The 19,101-nt window shown below is 61.6% G+C and carries 24 protein-coding genes; 13 read left to right on the top strand and 11 right to left on the bottom strand.

What is annotated here, in order from left to right; genetic code table 11:
- Positions 1 to 30 precede the first annotated feature (30 nt).
- The 10 genes from rpsE (at position 31) to QM694_RS04445 (ending at position 6,788) form a co-directional block, all read left to right on the top strand.
- Entirely contained in the window at positions 31 to 597 is a 567-nt protein-coding gene (rpsE, locus tag QM694_RS04490) for a 30S ribosomal protein S5 (protein WP_415005731.1), read from the top strand.
- A gap of 17 nt (positions 598 to 614) precedes the next feature.
- A complete protein-coding gene (rpmD, locus tag QM694_RS04485; protein ID WP_415005730.1) occupies positions 615 to 803 on the top strand; it encodes a 50S ribosomal protein L30 in 189 nt (62 codons plus the stop codon).
- A 12-nt stretch (positions 804 to 815) separates the two neighbouring features.
- Positions 816 to 1,301 carry a 50S ribosomal protein L15 gene (gene rplO / locus QM694_RS04480; RefSeq protein ID WP_415005729.1) on the top strand — a complete coding sequence of 162 codons (486 nt, stop codon included), beginning with the start codon at positions 816 to 818 and terminating at the stop codon, positions 1,299 to 1,301.
- 62 nt (positions 1,302 to 1,363) lie between these two features.
- On the top strand, positions 1,364 to 2,695 hold the full coding sequence (secY, locus tag QM694_RS04475; protein ID WP_415005728.1) for a preprotein translocase subunit SecY: 1,332 nt from the start codon (positions 1,364 to 1,366) through the stop codon (positions 2,693 to 2,695).
- A complete protein-coding gene (locus QM694_RS04470; protein WP_415005727.1) occupies positions 2,692 to 3,342 on the top strand; it encodes an adenylate kinase in 651 nt (216 codons plus the stop codon). Before secY ends, QM694_RS04470 begins: the two co-directional genes overlap by 4 nt.
- A 199-nt stretch (positions 3,343 to 3,541) precedes the next feature.
- Complete coding sequence (gene rpsM, locus QM694_RS04465; RefSeq protein WP_415005726.1) at positions 3,542 to 3,910, top strand: 30S ribosomal protein S13; 369 nt, start codon at positions 3,542 to 3,544, stop codon at positions 3,908 to 3,910.
- A gap of 13 nt (positions 3,911 to 3,923) precedes the next feature.
- Positions 3,924 to 4,313, top strand: coding sequence for a 30S ribosomal protein S11 (gene rpsK / locus QM694_RS04460; protein ID WP_415005725.1), 390 nt, complete (start codon positions 3,924 to 3,926; stop codon positions 4,311 to 4,313).
- A gap of 92 nt (positions 4,314 to 4,405) precedes the next feature.
- The gene (locus tag QM694_RS04455) at positions 4,406 to 5,428 is read left to right on the top strand and encodes a DNA-directed RNA polymerase subunit alpha (RefSeq protein WP_415005724.1); all 1,023 of its coding nucleotides are present in this window, start codon (positions 4,406 to 4,408) and stop codon (positions 5,426 to 5,428) included.
- 51 nt (positions 5,429 to 5,479) lie between these two features.
- The gene (gene rplQ, locus QM694_RS04450; protein ID WP_415005723.1) at positions 5,480 to 5,905 is read left to right on the top strand and encodes a 50S ribosomal protein L17; all 426 of its coding nucleotides are present in this window, start codon (positions 5,480 to 5,482) and stop codon (positions 5,903 to 5,905) included.
- Positions 5,906 to 6,116: 211 nt separating this feature from the next.
- Positions 6,117 to 6,788: a helix-turn-helix transcriptional regulator gene (locus QM694_RS04445; protein ID WP_415005722.1), complete on the top strand. Its 672-nt coding sequence runs from the start codon at positions 6,117 to 6,119 to the stop codon at positions 6,786 to 6,788.
- 3 nt (positions 6,789 to 6,791) lie between these two features.
- Here the strand turns inward: QM694_RS04445 and QM694_RS04440 are convergent, their stop codons facing one another.
- From QM694_RS04440 to QM694_RS04415, 6 genes are all read right to left on the bottom strand, one after another.
- Positions 6,792 to 7,565: a sulfite exporter TauE/SafE family protein gene (locus QM694_RS04440; protein ID WP_415005721.1), complete on the bottom strand. Its 774-nt coding sequence runs from the start codon at positions 7,563 to 7,565 to the stop codon at positions 6,792 to 6,794.
- A gap of 69 nt (positions 7,566 to 7,634) precedes the next feature.
- Complete coding sequence (locus QM694_RS04435) at positions 7,635 to 8,363, bottom strand: phosphoadenylyl-sulfate reductase (protein ID WP_415005720.1); 729 nt, start codon at positions 8,361 to 8,363, stop codon at positions 7,635 to 7,637.
- 5 nt (positions 8,364 to 8,368) lie between these two features.
- Complete coding sequence (locus tag QM694_RS04430) at positions 8,369 to 8,899, bottom strand: DUF934 domain-containing protein (protein WP_415005719.1); 531 nt, start codon at positions 8,897 to 8,899, stop codon at positions 8,369 to 8,371.
- Entirely contained in the window at positions 8,886 to 10,541 is a 1,656-nt protein-coding gene (locus QM694_RS04425; RefSeq protein WP_415005718.1) for a nitrite/sulfite reductase, read from the bottom strand. Before QM694_RS04425 ends, QM694_RS04430 begins: the two co-directional genes overlap by 14 nt.
- Positions 10,542 to 10,544: 3 nt before the next feature.
- Entirely contained in the window at positions 10,545 to 10,886 is a 342-nt protein-coding gene (locus tag QM694_RS04420) for a DUF2849 domain-containing protein (RefSeq protein WP_415005717.1), read from the bottom strand.
- The gene (locus QM694_RS04415; RefSeq protein ID WP_415005716.1) at positions 10,883 to 11,890 is read right to left on the bottom strand and encodes an NAD(P)-dependent oxidoreductase; all 1,008 of its coding nucleotides are present in this window, start codon (positions 11,888 to 11,890) and stop codon (positions 10,883 to 10,885) included. Before QM694_RS04415 ends, QM694_RS04420 begins: the two co-directional genes overlap by 4 nt.
- 176 nt (positions 11,891 to 12,066) lie before the next feature.
- On the opposite strand from QM694_RS04415, the gene QM694_RS04410 reads away from it, so the two are divergent.
- Positions 12,067 to 12,687: a helix-turn-helix domain-containing protein gene (locus QM694_RS04410; RefSeq protein WP_415005715.1), complete on the top strand. Its 621-nt coding sequence runs from the start codon at positions 12,067 to 12,069 to the stop codon at positions 12,685 to 12,687.
- Between the two features lies 1 nt (position 12,688).
- Here the strand turns inward: QM694_RS04410 and QM694_RS04405 are convergent, their stop codons facing one another.
- From QM694_RS04405 to denD, 5 genes are read right to left on the bottom strand one after another with little or no spacing between them, the layout of a single operon-like run.
- Positions 12,689 to 13,624 carry a DMT family transporter gene (locus QM694_RS04405; protein ID WP_415005714.1) on the bottom strand — a complete coding sequence of 312 codons (936 nt, stop codon included), beginning with the start codon at positions 13,622 to 13,624 and terminating at the stop codon, positions 12,689 to 12,691.
- Between the two features lie 54 nt (positions 13,625 to 13,678).
- On the bottom strand, positions 13,679 to 14,296 hold the full coding sequence (locus tag QM694_RS04400) for an HD domain-containing protein (RefSeq protein ID WP_415005713.1): 618 nt from the start codon (positions 14,294 to 14,296) through the stop codon (positions 13,679 to 13,681).
- The gene (locus QM694_RS04395) at positions 14,283 to 15,164 is read right to left on the bottom strand and encodes a DMT family transporter (protein WP_415005712.1); all 882 of its coding nucleotides are present in this window, start codon (positions 15,162 to 15,164) and stop codon (positions 14,283 to 14,285) included. Before QM694_RS04395 ends, QM694_RS04400 begins: the two co-directional genes overlap by 14 nt.
- Position 15,165: 1 nt before the next feature.
- Positions 15,166 to 16,191 (bottom strand): Ldh family oxidoreductase, encoded by a 1,026-nt coding sequence (locus tag QM694_RS04390; RefSeq protein ID WP_415005711.1) that lies wholly within the window; start codon positions 16,189 to 16,191, stop codon positions 15,166 to 15,168.
- Complete coding sequence (denD, locus tag QM694_RS04385) at positions 16,188 to 17,159, bottom strand: D-erythronate dehydrogenase (RefSeq protein ID WP_415005710.1); 972 nt, start codon at positions 17,157 to 17,159, stop codon at positions 16,188 to 16,190. The genes QM694_RS04390 and denD overlap by 4 nt, the downstream gene beginning before the upstream one ends.
- 395 nt (positions 17,160 to 17,554) lie before the next feature.
- Between denD and QM694_RS04380 the strand changes: the two genes are divergently transcribed.
- Together QM694_RS04380 and QM694_RS04375 are read left to right on the top strand one after the other, a co-directional pair.
- Entirely contained in the window at positions 17,555 to 18,547 is a 993-nt protein-coding gene (locus QM694_RS04380) for an ABC transporter transmembrane domain-containing protein (RefSeq protein WP_415005709.1), read from the top strand.
- Complete coding sequence (locus QM694_RS04375; RefSeq protein WP_415005771.1) at positions 18,429 to 19,100, top strand: ATP-binding cassette domain-containing protein; 672 nt, start codon at positions 18,429 to 18,431, stop codon at positions 19,098 to 19,100. Before QM694_RS04380 ends, QM694_RS04375 begins: the two co-directional genes overlap by 119 nt.
- Position 19,101: the final 1 nt, after the last annotated feature.

The raw sequence follows: 19,101 nt of genomic DNA, 5'->3' as shown, positions 1-19,101 counted from the left end.
TCCTGCTGAGACGAACAGGCGGTAAGCAATATGGCTAAAGAACGTGGCGACCGGGATCGCAAGGACAATCGCGAAGAGCGCGACAGCGAGTTCATCGACAAGCTGGTCCACATCAATCGCGTCGCCAAGGTGGTGAAGGGCGGCAAGCGCTTCGGCTTCGCGGCGCTCGTCGTTGTCGGCGACCAGAAGGGCCGCGTCGGCTTCGGCCACGGCAAGGCCCGCGAGGTGCCGGAAGCGGTGCGCAAGGCAACCGAAAGCGCCAAGCGCGGCCTGATCCGCGTGCCGCTGCGCGAAGGCCGCACGCTGCATCACGACATCGACGGACGCTGGGGTGCGGGCAAGGTTGTACTGCGCGCTGCCCCTCCCGGAACCGGCATCATCGCCGGTGGCCCGATGCGCGCCGTGTTTGAATCGGTGGGCATGCAGGACGTCGTCGCCAAGTCGAAGGGATCTTCCAATCCCTACAACATGGTGCGCGCCACGTTTGATGCGCTGAAGAAGCAGGTTTCGCCCCGGTCCGTGGCTTCGCGCCGCGGCAAGAAGGTGTCGGACGTGCTGCGCCGCGTGGGTGGCAGTGCCGCCGCCGTGGCCGAGTAAGAGTGAGGACGGCTGATATGTCGAAAGCACCCAAGACCCTGACCGTGCAGCAGGTGAAGAGCCCGCAGCGCCGCCCGCCCGACCAGCGCGCTACGCTGATCGGCCTTGGCCTCAACAAAATGAACCGCACCTCCACCCTGGCCGATACGCCCGCCGTGCGCGGCATGCTCGCCAAGGTGGCGCATCTGGTGCGCGTCGTCGAATAAGGAACTGCTCCCATGAAGCTCAACGAAATCGCCGACAATCCCGGCGCCAAGCATGCAAGGAAGCGCGTGGGCCGTGGAATCGGCTCAGGGCTCGGCAAGACGGCTGGCCGTGGCGGCAAGGGCCAGACGGCCCGCAAGGGCGGCGCCAAGGCCGGCTTTGAAGGCGGCCAGATGCCGATCTACCGCCGCTTGCCGAAGCGCGGCTTCAACAAGCCCAATGCGGTGGCTTACAACAAGATCAACCTCAGCACCGTGCAGGCGGCTGTCGATGCCAAGACGCTTGACGCCAAGGCTCCTGTCACGGTCGCCTCGCTGATCGCGGCTGGCGTGCTGTCGCGGCCGCTCGGCGGTGTGCGCCTGCTGGGCAAGGGCGAGCTCAAGAGCAAGCTTTCCTTTGAAGTGTGGCATGCCACCAAGGGCGCCATTGCCGCTGTCGAAAAGGCGGGTGGCACGGTGAAGATCCTGCGTCCGGCGGAAGCCCCGGCGGAAGCGAAGTAAGCTTGCAAGCGTTGACGGCCAGACCCACATAAGCGGGTCTGGATCAGGCGCGAGGACACGAAATGGCATCTGCGGCAGAACAACTCGCGGCGAACCTGAATTTCGGCGCCCTCGCTAAGTCTGAAGACCTCAAGAAGCGGATTTTCTTCACCCTCGCGGCGCTCATCGTTTATCGCCTCGGCACCTATATTCCGATGCCGGGCGTCGATCCCGCCGAGCTGGCGAAATTCGCCACGCAGAACTCGAGCGGCATTCTGGGCTGGGTGAATGGCTTGGCCGGCGGCGCGCTTGGCCGCATGGCCATCTTCGCGCTTAACATCATGCCGTATATCTCGGCCTCGATCATCATTCAGTTGATGTCGTCCGTGTCGCCCCATCTTGAACAGCTCAAGAAGGAAGGCGAGCAGGGCCGCAAGAAGATCAACCAGTATACGCGCTACGGCACCGTGCTGCTGGCGGCATTGCAGTCCTATGGCATTGCTGTGGGCCTCGAGGGCCAAGCCGGGTTGGTGCTCGATCCGGGCATGTTCTTCCGCATTTCGACGGTCATCACCTTGACTGGCGGCACGGTGTTCCTGATGTGGCTGGGCGAGCAGATCACCGCGCGCGGCATCGGCAACGGCACCTCGCTCATCATCTTCTCCGGCATCGTCGCAGGCCTGCCGCATGGCATCGCCGCCATGCTGGAACTGGGCCGCACCGGTCAGCTCAACACCTTCGTGATCCTCGGCATCATCGTGATGGCGCTGGCGGTCATCGCCTTCATCGTAATGATGGAACGTGCCCAACGCCGCCTGCTGATTCAGTATCCAAAACGCCAAGTTGGCAACAAGATGTATCAGGGCGACAGTTCGCACATGCCGCTGAAGCTCAACACGGCAGGCGTCATTCCGCCGATCTTCGCATCGTCGCTGCTGCTGTTGCCCATCACCGTCGCCAATTTCACCAAGGGGCAGGGGCCTGAGTGGCTGAACACCATCACCGCTATGCTGGGGCATGGCCAGCCGCTGTTCCTGTTCCTCTATGTGCTGCTGATCATCTTTTTCTCGTTCTTCTACACCTCCATCATGTTCAATCCGAAGGAGACGGCGGAGAATCTGAAGAAATACGGCGGTTTCATTCCCGGCATCCGGCCGGGTGAGCGGACGGCGGAATATATCGACTATGTGCTGACACGCATCACCGCCGTTGGCGCCATCTATATCGCGCTCGTCTGTCTGATCCCCGAAATCCTGATCGGCTATACCGGCGTCCCCTTCTATTTCGGCGGTACCTCGCTGCTGATCGTGGTGAGCGTTACCATGGATACGGTAGCGCAGCTTCAGGGCCATCTGCTGGCGCAGCAATATGAAGGGCTGATCAAGCGGTCCAAGCTGCGGGGCAGCAAGCGATGAACATCATCCTTCTGGGGCCGCCCGGCGCCGGCAAGGGCACGCAGGCCAAGCTGCTCGAAGAGCGGCATGGCTTGAAGCAGCTTTCCACCGGCGACATGCTGCGCGCCGCCGTGACTGCTGGAACCGAGACGGGCAAGAAGGCCAAGGCGATCATGGATCGCGGCGATCTGGTGTCTGACGACGTGGTGGTGGCCATCATTGCCGACCGCCTCGACCAGTCGGACGTGAAGAAGGGATTTATCCTCGACGGCTTCCCGCGCAACACGGCGCAGGCCGAGGCGCTAGACACGATGCTGTCGGGCAAGAAGCTGAAGCTCGACGCGGTGATCGAGATGAAGGTGGACGATGAGGCGCTGATCCAACGCATCACCGGCCGCTTCACCTGCGCCACCTGCGGGCAGGGCTATCATGACGTGTTTCACCGGCCCAAGATGGAAGGCGTGTGTGACAATTGCGGCGGCACCACCTTTACCAGGCGTGCCGACGACAACGAAAAGACGGTCCGTGACCGTCTTGGCATCTACAACAAGCAGACCGCTCCGCTGGTTCGCTACTATGGCGAACGGGGCAGTCTGAAGACCATCGACGGGATGGCGGAGATCAGCGATGTGACCCGCCAGATCGAAGGGGTGCTGAGCAGCGTTTGAAGGCCTTTTTTGGCTTTACCAAGGGTTGACGCGGAAGCGATTCCAGCCTAGGTACACCGCCAAATCCGGTCGGCGAAAAGGCTGGCTTCGGGAGAGGAATCTCCGGAGGCGCGGCCTTATGCCTTTGATGGACGCAACCGGCGCTCGGACAGAACATTGAACCAGCGGCTCAAGCCGTTGGAATAACAGGAGAAACGACGTGGCCCGTATCGCAGGCGTCAATATTCCGACCAACAAGCGCGTGGTGATTGCCCTGCGCTACATCCATGGCATTGGCCCCGTCAACGCTGTCGAGATCGCCGACAAGGTGAAGATTCCGCACAGCAAGCGCGTGAATGAGCTGACCGACGCCGAAGTTCTGGCGATCCGTGAAGTGATCGACCGCGACTATGTGGTGGAGGGCGACCTTCGCCGCGAAGTGTCGATGAACATCAAGCGTCTGGTTGACCTTGGCTGCTACCGCGGCCTCCGTCACCGTAAGGGCCTGCCGGTCCGCGGCCAGCGCACCCACACTAACGCCCGCACCCGCAAGGGACCCGCGAAGGCGATTGCCGGCAAGAAGAAGTAAAGGTTGAACAGCCATGGCTAAAGAAGCTGCCCGTCCCCGCAAGAAAGAGCGCAAGAACATTTCCTCCGGCGTTGTTCATGTGAACGCCTCTTTCAACAACACCATGATCACCATCACCGACGTTCAGGGCAATTCGATTGTCTGGGCTTCGGCGGGCAAGCTGGGCTTCAAGGGCTCGCGCAAGTCCACGCCTTACGCAGCACAGGTCGCCGCCGAGCAGGTGGGCCGCGCCGCCATGGAACACGGCATGCGCACGGTTGAAGTGGAAGTCTGCGGCCCGGGTTCGGGCCGTGAGTCGGCACTTCGCGCTCTCCAGGCCTGCGGCCTGCAGGTGACGTCGATCCGCGACGTGACCCCCATTCCGCACAATGGCTGCCGTCCGCCCAAGCGCCGCCGCGTCTGAGTTTTCGCCGTCTCCGGACGGCATTTTGAATTGAAATGCGCATCCGGTTTTGGCCCTTGGGCCGGGCTGGAATTTGAACGGGAACATTATTCATGCAGGTCAACCAGAAGAACTGGCAGGAACTGATCCGCCCGACCAAGCTCGATGTGCAGCCTGGCCGTGATCGCCGCCGCGTCGCCACCGTGACGGCCGAACCGCTTGAGCGCGGCTTCGGCACGACGCTCGGCAACGCGCTGCGCCGCATCCTGCTCTCGTCGCTGCAGGGCGCTGCCATCACCTCCGTGCACATCGATGGCGTGCTGCACGAATTCTCTTCGATCGCCGGCGTGCGCGAGGACGTGACCGATATCATCCTGAACATCAAGGAAATTGCCCTTTCGATGCAGGGCGAAGGCCCGAAGCGCTTGGCGCTTCGCAAGGAAGGCCCAGGCATCGTCCGCGCCGGCGACATCCAGTCTTCCGGCGATATCCACGTCCTCAACCCCGAGCATGTGATCTGCACGCTCGACGAGGGTGCGGAAGTGCGCATGGAATTCACCGTTACCACCGGCAAAGGCTATGTGCCCTCCGAACGCAACCGCCCGGAAGATGCGCCCATCGGCCTGATCCCGGTCGACTCCATCTATTCTCCGGTCAAGCGCGTCTCCTACAAGATCGAGAACACTCGCGAAGGCCAGATCCTCGACTATGACAAGCTGATCATGACGGTGGAAACCGATGGTTCGGTATCGCCAGAAGATTCCGTGGCCTATGCCGCGCGCATCCTGCAGGACCAGCTCTCGGTGTTCATCAACTTTGCCGAGCCCTCCAAGGCCATGCCGGAAGAGGCGCGCCCCGAACTCGAATTCAACGCCGCCCTTCTTAAGAAGGTGGACGAACTCGAACTCTCCGTTCGCTCGGCCAACTGCCTGAAGAACGACAACATCGTCTACATCGGCGACCTGATACAGAAGACGGAAGCGGAAATGCTCCGTACACCGAACTTCGGCCGCAAGTCTCTCAATGAGATCAAGGAAGTTCTCGCCCAGATGGGCCTGCACCTCGGCATGGAAGTGCCGAACTGGCCGCCCGAGAACATCGAAGAACTCGCCAAGAAATTCGAAACACACTACTGATCGGCACAAGGGCGCCCACGGAGGCGGCCACGGAATTGAAGGAGATCGTTCATGCGTCATGGTTTCAGGGGCCGTCGGTTTAACCGCACGGCCGAGCATCGTACCGCGATGTTTGCCAATATGTCGGCGGCATTGATCAAGCACGAGCAGATCGTGACCACGCTTCCCAAGGCGAAGGATCTCCGCCCTGTGGTCGAGAAGCTGGTGACGCTCGCCAAGAAGGGTACGTTGCATGCGCGCCGCCAGGCGATGTCGGAAGTGCGCGACGAGACGCAGGTGAAGAAGCTGTTCGACGTGCTGGCTGGCCGTTTCAAGGACCGCCGCGGCGGTTACATCCGCATCATGAAGGCGGGGTTCCGCTACGGTGATTCGGCGCCGATGGCAGTGATCGAGTTCGTGGACCGCGATCCGGCTGAGAAGGGCAAGGACTCCGGCCCAGTGATCGCCGCCGAGGCCAAGGAAGAAGCCGCAGCCTGATTTTCTAAACGATTGATGACGCTACGAAAGGGCAGCCATTGGCTGCCCTTTTGCATGACTCCGTGCTGGATGCGCCAATTTGATATGGCGGGGGCGAAGGACATGCTTTCACATGGTTAACGAAGGCTGCTACAGAGGCGGCATGGCAGCGGCAGGCGGGATGCAATCGCGATTCGATATTTTCGGGGAAAGTTACCAGGCTTTTTCCGGAATGGACGAGTCCCGGAAATATCTACTGCGCGCGCGGGAGAAGTTTGATGTTCTCAACCTCTCCTATTGGTTCCTGGGCACCTCGGCCCAAACGCCCGACCGGATGACGTGGCTATCAACATATGACGAAACCTATACGTCTATTTACATGCGGGATTTTTCCCCGCTGGGCGATCCGGCCTTCAATATCTGTTTCTCGAGGCAACTCCCGCTTGATTGGGCGGAAGTGCGCGCCTCCGATAATTCGGTGGAGGAAATCCATCACGTCGCCGAATCCTTCGGCATTGGGCGGCAGGGCATTTCCATTCCCATTCGTGACGAAGGCTTTGGCCATGCCATGTTCTCGGTGAACTTCGAATGCGAGGACAGGCATTGGGGCGAGATGAGGCAAGTGCTGGCCAATGGACTTCATCTCTTTGCGCATTACTTTCATCAACGCGTCAAGGATGTGATCTCGCAGCGCCCGTTGAGCGGGGACTTCGAGTTGAGCCCGCGCGAACGCGAAGTGCTGAAATGGGCCGCTGATGGAAAAACCGCGTGGGAAACCGCCAAGGTCATTGGCCTGAGTGAGCGCGCCATCAGGCTTTACACGGAAAACGCCATGGCGAAACTGCGCGCCAAGACGAAGACGCAGGCCGTCGCCATTGCCGTGAAGACGGGTCTTATCAATTAAAAGTCAGGTGCCTATCAGAAGCAGATAGAGCCGGTAGATGGCAATGCTGAGTGCCAAAAGCCCCACAGCAATGGTTAGCGCCTTGCGCGGCGCGCGCTTGGAAAGCCATCCGCCGAAGGCTGCCGCCGGCAATCCGCCCAGCACCAGGCCCAGCACGGGCAGGAATGTGGATTGCCAGTCTGATCCTCCGGCCCAGAAGCCCGTGGCCCAGGCAATCACGAAGGCCGAGAACACCGAAATGCTGACGATGAACTCGGCGAAATTGCCCGAGCCGATAGCGTAACGAGATTCAGCGCCGGAACCGAGAATGCTGGTCGTCACGATCGGCCCCCAGCTTCCGCCGATGCCTTCAATCAGGCCTCCTGCCAAGCCGATGACGCTGGCGCGGGTGGAGGTGACGACGCGCGGCGTGGCGTTCAGCGCGCCCCGCCAGATGATGAGAACGCCCATGAGCGCCAGATAGGCGCTGACTAGCAGGGTGAGAAAATGCCCTTTGAGCGCCGTCAGCAAAAAGGCGCCGATGATGCCGCCGATAGAGCCGAAGATCGCCAGTCCACGTACGATCGTCCAGTCGAGATTCCTGTGCAGGTAATGCGATGCAGCCGCCGTGAATGTGGTGGGCAATTTGGCGGCGTTCACGCTGGCCGAGGCGAGGGCAGGGGGAATGCCCTGCGCGAGGAGGACGGACGAAGAGATGACGCCAAAGCCCATACCCAGCGATCCATCGACGATCTGCGCCAGAAAGCCGATGATGGCAAAGACGATAAAATCATGCATCGGAACCCCTCCCTGCTGCGCTGCAACACAAATACGCGATCTATCCTGTCGCGTATAGGGAGAATACTTTCAATGCACAGAAGGCGCGGGCTGTGGCCCGTCAATCGCGGAACCGTTATGACTCCAGTGGATTCCGCATTCCGTCTTGGCGGTGCCCGCCCAGCGGCCGGCGCGGGGATCATCGGTGGAGCCGCCCGGCGTGGTGCAGGGTTCGCAGCCGATGGAGAAATAGCCGATCTCGGTCAGCGGGTGGCGCGGCAGCTTGTGGGTGGCCATATAGAGGTCGATGTCCAGCGCGCTGAACCCCGCGAGAGGCTCGGCCTTGAGGCGCGCGCCGTCGAGGCTTAGCGCCGTCAGATTCTTGCGCGCCCCGCCGTGATAGCGTTTGCGGCCTGAGACCATAATGTCAAAACCCTCCAACGCCTTTTGCAGCGGAATGGTCTTGCGGATGTGGCAGCACTGGTCCGCAACTGTCTTGTGCAGATCGCCGTCTGGATCATGGATGGCGAGGTCCACACTGTCCGGCTGGATCGAGCGCACATCGGTGAGGCCAAGACGGTCTATGAGCTGACTGCGATAGGACAGCGTTTCCCAGAACAGCTTGCCGGTATCGAGAAAGATGATAGGCGTGGACTTGTCCACCTGCGCCACCATGTGCAGCAGCACCGCGCTCTCCGCTCCGAAAGAGGACACAACCGCGAGCCTGCCTTTGAAGTCGCGGATCAGCGGCTCCAGCAGCTCCCGCCCTTCAAGCCCCGCATAGGACTCGTGGACGGCATTCAGTTCCTGCGCATTCATGGCGATTATCCCGCGTGCGGCTGTTCCAGCCAGGGCTCCGCGTCGGTGTGGCGCTCGGTCCAGATTTCGGCTTCGGCATGGCGGCGGTAGAGGCCGCGCTGATAGGCGAGCGACATCTGCCGCGATGCCGTCTGCCAGGCGGAGAGCGGAAAACGGTCTCCGATCTCGAACGTGTCGAAGCCCACCTGCAGCATGAACTGAAGCTGGTCGGGCAGCACATTGCCGGTGGCGCGCAATTCGCCGCGATATCCGAAGTCGCGGATCTGCCGGGCGAGCGAATAGGCGCGCCCGTCACTGAAGGCCGGGAACGGAAGTTCGATCAGCGAAAGCCGGGGCAGGAATGTGGACAAAGCTTCCGCGCGGTCGGCGTTGCCGAAACTCACGCCAAGCCGCCCCTGCCGCTTGCTCAGCGCATCGAACTCGCGCAGCAGCCGCACGAAGAGAACGATGATATCGCCGGTTTCCGGCAGCACATCATCGGCGCCCACATGGGTCCACGTATCGGCGATCAGCGTGTTGTTCTTAAGCAGTGGCATAGAGTGCCTCCTTGAAGGGCTTCGGCCCCACGCGGCGGTAGGCGGCGAGGAATTCCTCATCCGGCTCACGCAGTTTCAGATAGGTGTCGAGAATGGTGCCGACGGCGTCGGCCACCTCATGGCCCGCGAAGCCAGGGCCGAGGATCGTTCCGATCGAAGCCTGCTCAGCGGACGAGCCGCCCAGCGTGATCTGATAATATTCCTCGCCCTTCTTATCGAGGCCGAGAATGCCGATGTGGCCAACGTGATGATGCCCACAGGCATTGATGCAGCCGGAAATGTTTACCCTCACCTTGCCGATCGCTTCCTGTTCCTTGAGATCGGCGAATTTGCGCGAAATCGATTGCGCGATGGGAATGGCGCGTGCCGTGGCGAGCGCGCAATAGTCGAGGCCGGGGCAGGCGATGATGTCGGAAACAAGCCCCAGATTGGCGGCGGAAAGACCCGCCTCATCCAGTGCCTGCCAGATGGCGAAGGCGTCATCTTTCTTCACATGCGGCAGCACGATGTTCTGCGCGTGGCTCACGCGCAGTTCGTCACTGGAATAGCGTTCCGCCAGCTCGGCCATCACCCGCATCTGATCAGCCGTCGCGTCGCCGGGAATGCCGCCTTCGGGCTTTAGCGAGATATTGACGATAGTGTAGCCGTCAACCTTGTGCGCCGCGAGATTGTTGCGCGCCCAATGCGCGAAGGCGGGATTCTTCAGCTTTGCATCTTCAAAACCCGGAGACCAGCGCGGCAGCTTCTCGAAGGCAGGCGGCGCAAAATACGCGGCAATGCGCGCCAGCTCGCGCTCTTCCACTTCTGTGGAAGCCTGCGGCTTCTTCGCATATTCGGCTTCGACTTCGGCCTTGAATTTCTCTGCGCCGATCTCGTGCACGAGGATCTTGATGCGCGCCTTGTATTTGTTGTCGCGCCGCCCATAGAGATTATAGACACGCATGATGGCCTCGAGATAGCCGATCAATTCTTGCACGGGCAGGAAGTCGCGTACCGTCACGCCAATCATCGGTGTGCGGCCAAGCCCGCCGCCCACGATCACTTCCCAGCCCGTCGCGCCTTCGGCGTTCTTGTGAAGCCGCAAGCCGATGTCATGCACCTTCACCGCCGCGCGGTCATGCGGGGCGCCCGTCACCGCGATCTTGAATTTGCGCGGCAGATAGGAGAATTCAGGATGCAGAGAGGACCATTGCCGTAGCAGCTCACCTACCGGGCGCGGATCTGAAATCTCGTCCGCCGCAGCGCCGGCCCACTGATCGGTGGTGACATTGCGGATGCAATTGCCGGAGGTCTGGATGGCGTGCATTTCGACTTCGGCGAGAGCAGACAGGATATCCGCCGTATCTTCCAGCTTGATCCAGTTGTACTGGATATTCTGCCGCGTCGTGAAATGGCCGTAGCCCTTGTCCCACTTCTCGGCGATCAAGGCGAGTTGGCGCATCTGGCGGCCGGAGAGCGTGCCGTAGGGAATGGCCACGCGCAGCATATAGGCGTGAAGCTGGAGATAAAGCCCGTTCATCAGCCGGAGCGGACGGAACTCTTCTTCCGTCAACGCGCCAGAGAGACGCCGCGCCGCCTGGTCGCGGAACTGGTTTGTCCGCTCACGGACGAATTGATGGTCAAACTCATCGTAACGATACATGAATTATGCTCCCTCGGGCGCGGGGAACGCGCCGGCCGTGCCTTCGGCCTGCTTGCCGAGGTCAAGCCTCACGGTGGGGCCGAGCGTGCGCAGCCGCTCGCGGATATGCGCGGCGCGAATGCGGCCGTTTAGGCGTTCGGCATCAATCAGGTAAGAGCCGGTCACCAGTGTGGACTTTTCGTCCTGTTTGGCACGATTTTCGAGCGCTGCGGCAGCTTCCGGCTCCAGCGCCAGCGTGGCTTCGTCGATCTTCTCGCTCCATTGGCCGGAGCGGTTGAGGAACACGGCAATGCCATCGCGCAAACGGTTGGCGGTGACGATCTGTCCCTTTTCGGTGGTTGTCATGATGCGGCTCTCAGAATGGCGTCGCTGATGTCATCGCGGACGGGAAACGCGGCTTGCAGGCGGGCAGGGGAGGAAATGCCGGGCACCGTCTCGACGGGGATTCCCGCCTCAGTCACGGAAAGGATCTCCTCCACATCGGCCTCGCCCTGGCTCACGCGCACCACATGGCGGCCTGCCGCTGCTTCCTCAAGTAGGATCGCCGTTGCATTACGCGAAGCAGGAATGCGAACCGCATCGCGCCGCGCCATTTCAAGGCGGGCGGAATCGAGAAACCGGTCATGCACGATTACATCGGCTTCCAGCAATTTCCGCTGCGCCTTGATGGTGAGAAGTTCGGGATCGCCCGGCCCAAGATCGACGAAGGAGACGCGGCCTTGCGCTGGAGCCGCCTCGCTCCTGAACAGGGCTTCAACGCCAGACTGAAAGCCAGAGAGATCGCCCGCGAGATAGGAATCCCGCACATCGCCGAAGAACAGCCGCTGCCAGAAGCTGCGGCGGCGGTTCCCGGCGGGAATCGTTTTGGCTACCCGGCCGCGAAGGCGCGCCGCCGTTTCGGCCAGCGAGCCCAGCGCCTGCGGCAGCATGGCGTCAATCCGCGCGCGAAGACCCTGCCCCAGCATGGGGGCGGTTCCTTCCGTGCCGATGGCTACAACGACCGGAGCCCGGTCCACGATCGAGGGCACGATGAAGGTCGAGAGATCCGCGCAATCAACCGCATTGACGGGAATGCCGCGCGCTTGGGCCGCAGCCGAAACGGCGTCATTCAGCGTGGCGTCAGCGCAAACGGCCAGGGCGGCGCCATCAAGCAGGACGGGCGAGAAGGGCTGCGACGTCCATTCGACTTTTGGATTGGCGGCGAGTTCCGGATGCAGCGCATCGGCCACGACAACGATCCGGGCGGCCGTGCGCGATAGCAGGCGCACCTTGCGAAGCGCCTCTTCACCACCGCCCACGATCACCACCATGCGGCCGTCCAGATCGATGAAAATGGGGAAATACCGCATTGTTTCAGCTTTCGTTCGCTACACCGGACGTTCGGTTTACCGTACAGGGGTTAAGGGAAGCCGCCGATTTCGTTTGAATGACAAGGCGAAACCGCGCTATCTGTTCCCGGGACGGAAGACCGAATATCTCCTCTGTTCGTTTTTCCGAACGCTAGTTCTAAGTACAGGACGGATGAATGTCAACGCGCCCAGGCAAGAAACCGGCGGCTTCACCGCAAAGTGACCCGACGCCCGCCCTGGGCAAGACCATCCAGAGGTTGCGAAAAGCCTACAATATGTCCTTGGGCGAACTATCTGAGCAGTCGGGTGTCGCCAAGTCGATCATTTCCCAGATCGAGCGCAACGAGACCAATCCGACACTTTCTACGGTCTATCGCTTGTCGAAGGCCCTCGACACGACGATCGACGAGGTGCTGAAGGCGGATGAGGCCGAGGTTTTTCTGGAGCATCAACAGAAATCCGGCGTTCCCATTCTCGAAAGCCAGGATGGCCTGTGCCGCCTGGCCATTGCCGGGCCGCTCAATCTGGTCGGTTCCATCCAATGGTACGATTTTCAGGCCAGGCCCTATGGCGTGCTGGAATCCGAGCCGCATGCACCTGGCACCGTCGAACATCTTTATCTGCTGAAAGGCGAACTCGAAATCACCTCGGGCGAGGAAACCCGTCGTGCGAAAGCGGGAGAAGCAATCCGCTTCCGTGGCGACCTTCCGCATAGAATTGTGAATGTTGGCGAGGGTGATGCCCACGCCACTATGGTGCTGGTGCTCAGGCAGCTGGCCGTGGCTACAACAGCCTAGATTAGGCTTTCGCCTTGCGGTCACGGGCCGCTGCTGCGCGCGCTGAATAAACGCCGGCCGCGATGATCAGCGCCGTGCCGACGAAGGTCGTCCAGCGCGGGATTTCATTGAAGAACAGATAGCCCCAGAGCGGTCCCCAGATCATGCCGGTATATTCAAGAACCGTCACGAGGTTTGCCTCGGCAAGCCGGTAGGCATGGGTGAGGAGCGACATGGCCACGGCGGCGATCACCCCGCAAAGCGCCATCAGCAGGAAATCCTCGATAGTCGGCATGATCCACGGCCGCACCAGAAAATCGAGCGATGGATGGCCCAGCTTCACAATGCCAAGCTGGTGGCACAGTGCGGCAATGCCCGCCGCGCCCAGCAGATAGACAAGGTTCACATAGAAGGCCATCACGGTTGCCGGTTCGCTGGCGCCCACGCGCCGCGCCAGCACCATGGAGAGCGCATAGGCTGCCGCGCTGACGAGGCTCAGAAGCGCCGCCCACTCAAACAATCCGCTGCCCGGCCTCAGAATCACCAGCACACCCAGAAAGCCCATGCCCACCGCGAACCAGGATTGCAGCGTCACTTTTTCTCCAAGCAGCGGCCCGGAAAGAAGCGTCACGAAAATCGGAGCAGTGAAAAACAGCGCAATCGCTTCTGCCAAGGGCAGGGCGGGAAAAGCCATGTAATAGCTGGTGTAGGAGACGAGCAGAACGAGGCCGCGCACCACCATGGGCCAGAAGCTGCGCGACCACAGGCGCTTCAGGCCGCATTCCATCTGCACCATGAACGACAGGATGGGTAGCGCCACCAGACCGCGCGTGACGATGGCCTGCGTCACCGCATACTCACCCGACAGGCCCTTGATGATCGCATCTTGCGTGGAAAAGATCATGACGCCCAGCGCGAGCGAGATCATGCCAGCGAGTGTGCGGTGCTGCGGCGTCATGGGACAAGAATGCGGCGGCCTGCACGAGGCCGCGCGCGGAATTACGGCATGCCGCTATTCGGCGGCGGCGAGGGTGAGCGGCGGCACACCCTTTACAACGCCCTTTTGCGTCACCTCCGGCGCGTAGGCCTTGCGCGCAAAAACTTCGCGCACCATGGGCTCGAAATGATCGAGGCTTTCCGTCTCGAAATCCGGATCGAAAGACGACTGATCCCAGCGCTCGCAGAAATCGACGCAGGACTGGTAGTACGGGCTGTCCTTGTATTTGTCGCGCTCGAACTGATTCCAGCCATAGTGGTGCGCGTAGTAGACCATCTGGAAAGAACCGTGGTGCTCCACCGTCCACACCACTTCCTCGCGCATGAAGGGCCGCAGGATTTCAGCCGCGAACTGGTCATGGTTCTGCGGCGCCAGCCCGTCGCCGATGTCGTGCAGCAGGGCGGCAACGATCCAGTCGGTATCGGCCCCCTCGCGCTCGGCGCGGGTCGCTGCCTGAAGCCCATGGGTGAGGCGGGTGATCTTGTAGCCGGGCAGGCTTTCGTTTTCCTGCAAGCGCAATTCGCGCAGCACGCGTTCCCCGGTGCTGCGGAAATGCTCTTCCTCGAAAGGCTTCAGGAACAGGTAGTCATCCTTGGTGCCATCTTTCATGGCAGTGAAGCTAACGGTTTTCACGGCGCACCCCTTCGCGGTGGAAAATATATAGACCGGACCCGATGATAAGGGCAGCGCCCATCCACGTCCAGAGATCGGGGAAGTCACCCCATATGAGAAATCCGAGGATCGTCGCCCAGATGAGCGAGGTGTAGCTGAATGGCGCCACGACCGAGGCTGGTGCGTAGGTCATAGCCTTGATGAGGCAGAAATGCCCGACTCCTCCCGCCACGCCTGCGCCCATCAATTCAATCCAACCAAGGGGTGACGGCCAGATCCAGCCCCAGGGCAGCATGAGGCTCGTAACAATGGCGCCTGCCGCCGCCGTATAGAGAAGCGAGGTGAGCGGCTCGTCGAGACGCACTTTGCGGGTGGTGATCTGGTAGGTGGCATTGAAAAAGGCGGAGCAGAAAATCAGCAGCACGCCGGTTCCCGTCGCCGTCAATTCGCTTTGCCAAGGCCTGACCACGATCATCGCGCCGAGAAACCCAACAGCCACACCGATCCAGCGCCGCAATCCCACCTTCTCGCCCAGGAGCGGCACGGACAGAACCGTGACCAGCAGGGGACTGGTGAACATCACTGTGGTGGCGGTGGCCAATGCCGTGGTGCGGATGCCGGCATTGAAAAGGCCGGTGGTCGACATCAGCAGCACCGAGCGCACCAGTTGCAGTTTTGGCGCGCGGCTGATGACGAGGGTGGGAAGGCGTTTGCCCGCCAGGCCTATGGCAATGATGGTGGCGAAGAAAAAGCGCGCCCATGTCACCTGAATGAGCGGATAGCTCTGCATCAGGTATTTCATCAGCGTATCGAGCGAGATGAAGAACAGCAGCGTCAGCAGCATCCACAGGATGCCGCGCGTCTTGTTCTCCCTGGGCGCTTGAGCCATCTCAGATCTCGAAGGGCACGCCCGCCTTTTGCGCCGCCGCCTTAAGCTCCGCATAGAGCCCGTCGGGCAGGGGAATGCCGTTGGCCTCCCGGTCCCGCCGTTTCTCCCATTCAGGCCCGCCCGCCGCATAGGTGCCGGGCTGCGCCTTGAAGGCCTCGATATAGGTGTTCAGGCGCTCGCCGAATTGTTCCATGCTCATGAAGAGGGTGGGATCGATCGCCATCACGAAATGGCCCATCTCGCTGTCGCCCAACGCGCGGCCATCCTGTTCAATGGAGAGACGCATGCCGGTGAGAACGCCGCCCAGCACCTCGGCAATGCCTGCCAGCCCCGCGCCTTTATAGCCGAAATTTGCTCCGCCTACCGGTGCCAAGGCCCTCGCCTTGAACGGATCGGTGACAAATTTCCCCTGCTCGTCAACGGCAACTCCTTCAGGCAAAACAATGCCTTCGGTGCGATACCTCAGAACCTTGTTCCACGGGATAGAGCTGGTGGCCATATCCAACAGGAATGGATCGCCCTTGGGATTGGGGGCCGCCATTGCGATGGGGCTGGTGCCGTGCATGGGCTTGGTGCCGCCATGCGGAATGACGAACGAGCCGGAATTGGCGGTGATGAAACCAATAAAACCTGCATCCGCCGCCGCCAGCGCATAGGCCCCGGCGGCGCCGAAATGGGTGGAGTGAATCACCGCCGCCATGCCGATCCCACACTCCCTGGCGATGCCGCAGGCCTCGTCCATGGCGCGGTAGGTAGCGATATGGCCGAGGCTGTTTCCGGCATCCACCAGCGCCACGGCGCGGCGTGGATGGCTCACCCTGATATCGGGCTTGCCCACCGCCAATCCGGTGCGGACGCTGTCGGCATAGAAGGGCAGAAGGCGGATGCCATGGCTTTCCACGCCATGCAGGGAGGCATGCAGCATGGCATAGCTGGTGGCTTCGGCGGAGGGCTTGTCTGTGCCCACCGCTTTCAGCATTGCCATGGACAGATCGAAAAGCTGCGAGACGAAGGCGCTGCGCGTCATCCCGGAATCTTTCCACCCAGTTCATCCTCGATGTGAACGCGGATGATGTCGTCGAAGGATTTTTCCGCCTTGAACCCGAGCGCAATGGCGCGCTTCGGATCGAAGTTGCGCGGCCACCCGGCCACGATCTTCATGATGGTTTCATCGGGCTGGCGGCGGATCAGGCTGGCGACCTTTTCGCCCGCCACGCGCTTCAGCGCCGCGATCTGTTCGCCCACCGTGCAAGACACGCCGGGAAGTGCGAGGGTGCGCCGGTTGCCCAGTTTCGCAGTATCAAGCTCGGCCGCCTGGATCAGGAAATCGATGGCGGCGCGCGGGCTGGCGTGCCAGTGCCGCACATCCTCGCCAACCGGCAGGATGGCCTCCTGACCTGAAAGCGGTTCGCGGATGATGCCAGAGAAGAATCCCGAAGCCGCCTTGTTGGGCTTGCCGGGCCGCACGCAAATGGTGGGAAACCGGAGTGCGATGCCATCGAAGAAGCCGCGGCGGGAATAATCGTTCAGCAGCAGCTCGCAGATCGCCTTCTGGGTGCCATAGGAGGTGAGGGGGGTGGTGAAGAACTCGTCGCCGATGGCGTCGGGGAAGGGTGCTCCAAACACGGCGATCGAGGAGGTGAAAACCACCTTCGGCTTGTAGCCGCCGCCCGCCTTGCGGATCGCCTCGAACAAATAGCGCGTGCCGTCCAGGTTGATCCGGTAGCCTTTCTCGAAATCGGCTTCCGCCTCTCCCGAAACGATGGCGGCCAGATGGAAGATCAGGTCCGGCTTTAGGGCGACCAGCTTCTCGGCCTCGCCCGGCATCGACATATCGCTGACGAAGGTTTCGACGGGGAAGCTGGAGGCGGGAGGCGGCGGCGGAAGCACGATGTCGTGCCGGGTGAGCCGGGTGACCGGGAGGGCGCCCGCGCTGAGGCGTGCAATAAGCTTCTGACCGACCATTCCGCCGGCGCCGATGACGAGGATATGCATGTTGTTTTCCTTTAGAATCCACGGCAGGATAGCCGAGGGGGCATTGGCCTGCCAAGCGCCGGGGTTAATTTCCGGTTCAGGTCCAATCCATTAAAAGAGCGTAATAGGCGTATCCGAAAGGATTTCGCAATGTCGCGTGCATAAAGTCCCTGGCCGACCAACAGATAGGTAGATCGTGACAGTAGCGCTTCCCCGCCCTGACGCCGGCGTTGACGAACTGAAAGCCGTGAACGCTGCCTGCCGGGGCGCACTGGTGTCGACCGTGATTTTCAGCTGCGTGGTGAACGTGCTGATGCTCATCGGGCCAGTGTTCATGATGCAGGTCTATGACCGGGTGCTGACCTCCCAGAGCGTTCCGACGCTCGTTGCGCTCACCGCCATCGTTGGCGTGCTTTATGCCTATTACGGAACTCATGGAATACCTCCGCGCCCGCATGATGGTGCGTATCGGCAGGCGCACGGAAGAACAGCTGCGAGGCCGGGTGTTCGATGTCGTCGCGGCGCACGCACTGAAAAAGACGCCGGGAGTGGGTGGCCAACCGATCAATGATCTCGCCACCATCCGGCAATATCTTTCCAGCACGGGGCCTTTCGCCTTCATCGACATGCCCTGGGTGCCAGTCTACCTGCTGGTGATCTTCGCCATGCACTGGGTGCTCGGCCTCGCCTCACTGGGCGCCGCAATTGCGATTTTTGCGCTGGCTGTCATGTCCGAACGCAGCACCCGCGCACCTGTGGCGGAAGCCACCAAGGCCACCGTCAAGGCTTCGATCATGATGGACGAAGGCCGCCGCAATGCGGAAGCCTTGCATTCGCTCGGCATGCGCGGCGCATTGCGCGATCGCTGGTCCACCGTTCACCAGGCGGCGCTCGACGCGCAGACCAAGGCCAATGATGCGGGTGGCGGACTTGGCGCCATCTCGCGCGTGCTGCGCCTGATGATCCAGTCCGGCATTCTGGCGCTCGGCGCCTATCTTGCCATCAAGCAGGAAATTTCATCCGGTTCGATGATCGCGGCGTCGATCATCATGTCGCGCGCGCTGGCGCCCGTCGAAACGGCGGTTGCCAACTGGCAGCAGTTCCTCAGCTTCCGCAAGGCCCGCGAGCGGCTGACGCAATTGCTGAAATCCGTTCCGCCCGCGCCCAATCGCATGCCGCTGCCCGCTCCGCGCGGCAAGCTCGATGTGGAACAGCTTTATATCCAGCTTCCGGGAGTTCGAGAAGCCGCTGCTCAACGGCATCTCGTTCAGTGTAGGCCCCGGCGAGGGCATCGGCGTCATCGGGCCCACGGGCGCTGGAAAGTCGACATTGGCGCGGGCACTCGTCGGCATTCAGGCGCCGACCCGCGGCGCCATCCGTCTCGACAATGCCACGCTCGATCAGCGTGACAGCGATACGCTTGGCCGCCTCATCGGCTATCTGCCGCAGGACGTGCAACTGTTCGACGGCACGGTGATGCAGAACATCTCGCGCTTCGATCCTGCCGTTGATCCCGACAAGGTGGTGGAAGCGGCAAAACTCGCCAATGTGCATGACCTCGTGATGCGCCTGCCTGAGGGCTACAACACGCCGCTCGGTGAAAACGGCTCGCGTCTTTCGGCGGGCCAGCGCCAGCGCATCGCGCTCGCCCGCGCCATGTATGGCGAACCGGCTCTCTTCGTATTGGACGAACCCAATTCCAATCTCGATGCCGAAGGCGAAGCGGCGCTCGATCACGCCATCCGCCATGCGCTGCAGCGCGGCGCTGCCGTGGTGGTGATTGCCCACCGGCCCAGCGCCCTTGCCGCCATCGGCAAGATGCTGGTGCTGTCTGACGGCAAGGTCGCCGCACTCGGTCCGCGTGACGAAATCATGCGCAAGGTGATGATGCGCCCTGCCACGCAGAACAATGTTGAGCCGATCCAGCCGCCGGCCCTTGTGCAGGCAGAGCGAGTGTCCTGAC

The organism is Aestuariivirga sp. (assembly GCF_047602625.1).
Taxonomy (GTDB): Bacteria; Pseudomonadota; Alphaproteobacteria; order Rhizobiales; family Aestuariivirgaceae; genus Aestuariivirga.
The sequence above is the reverse complement of the archived record's forward strand: the minus strand, read 5'-3'. Positions and strand labels throughout refer to the sequence as shown.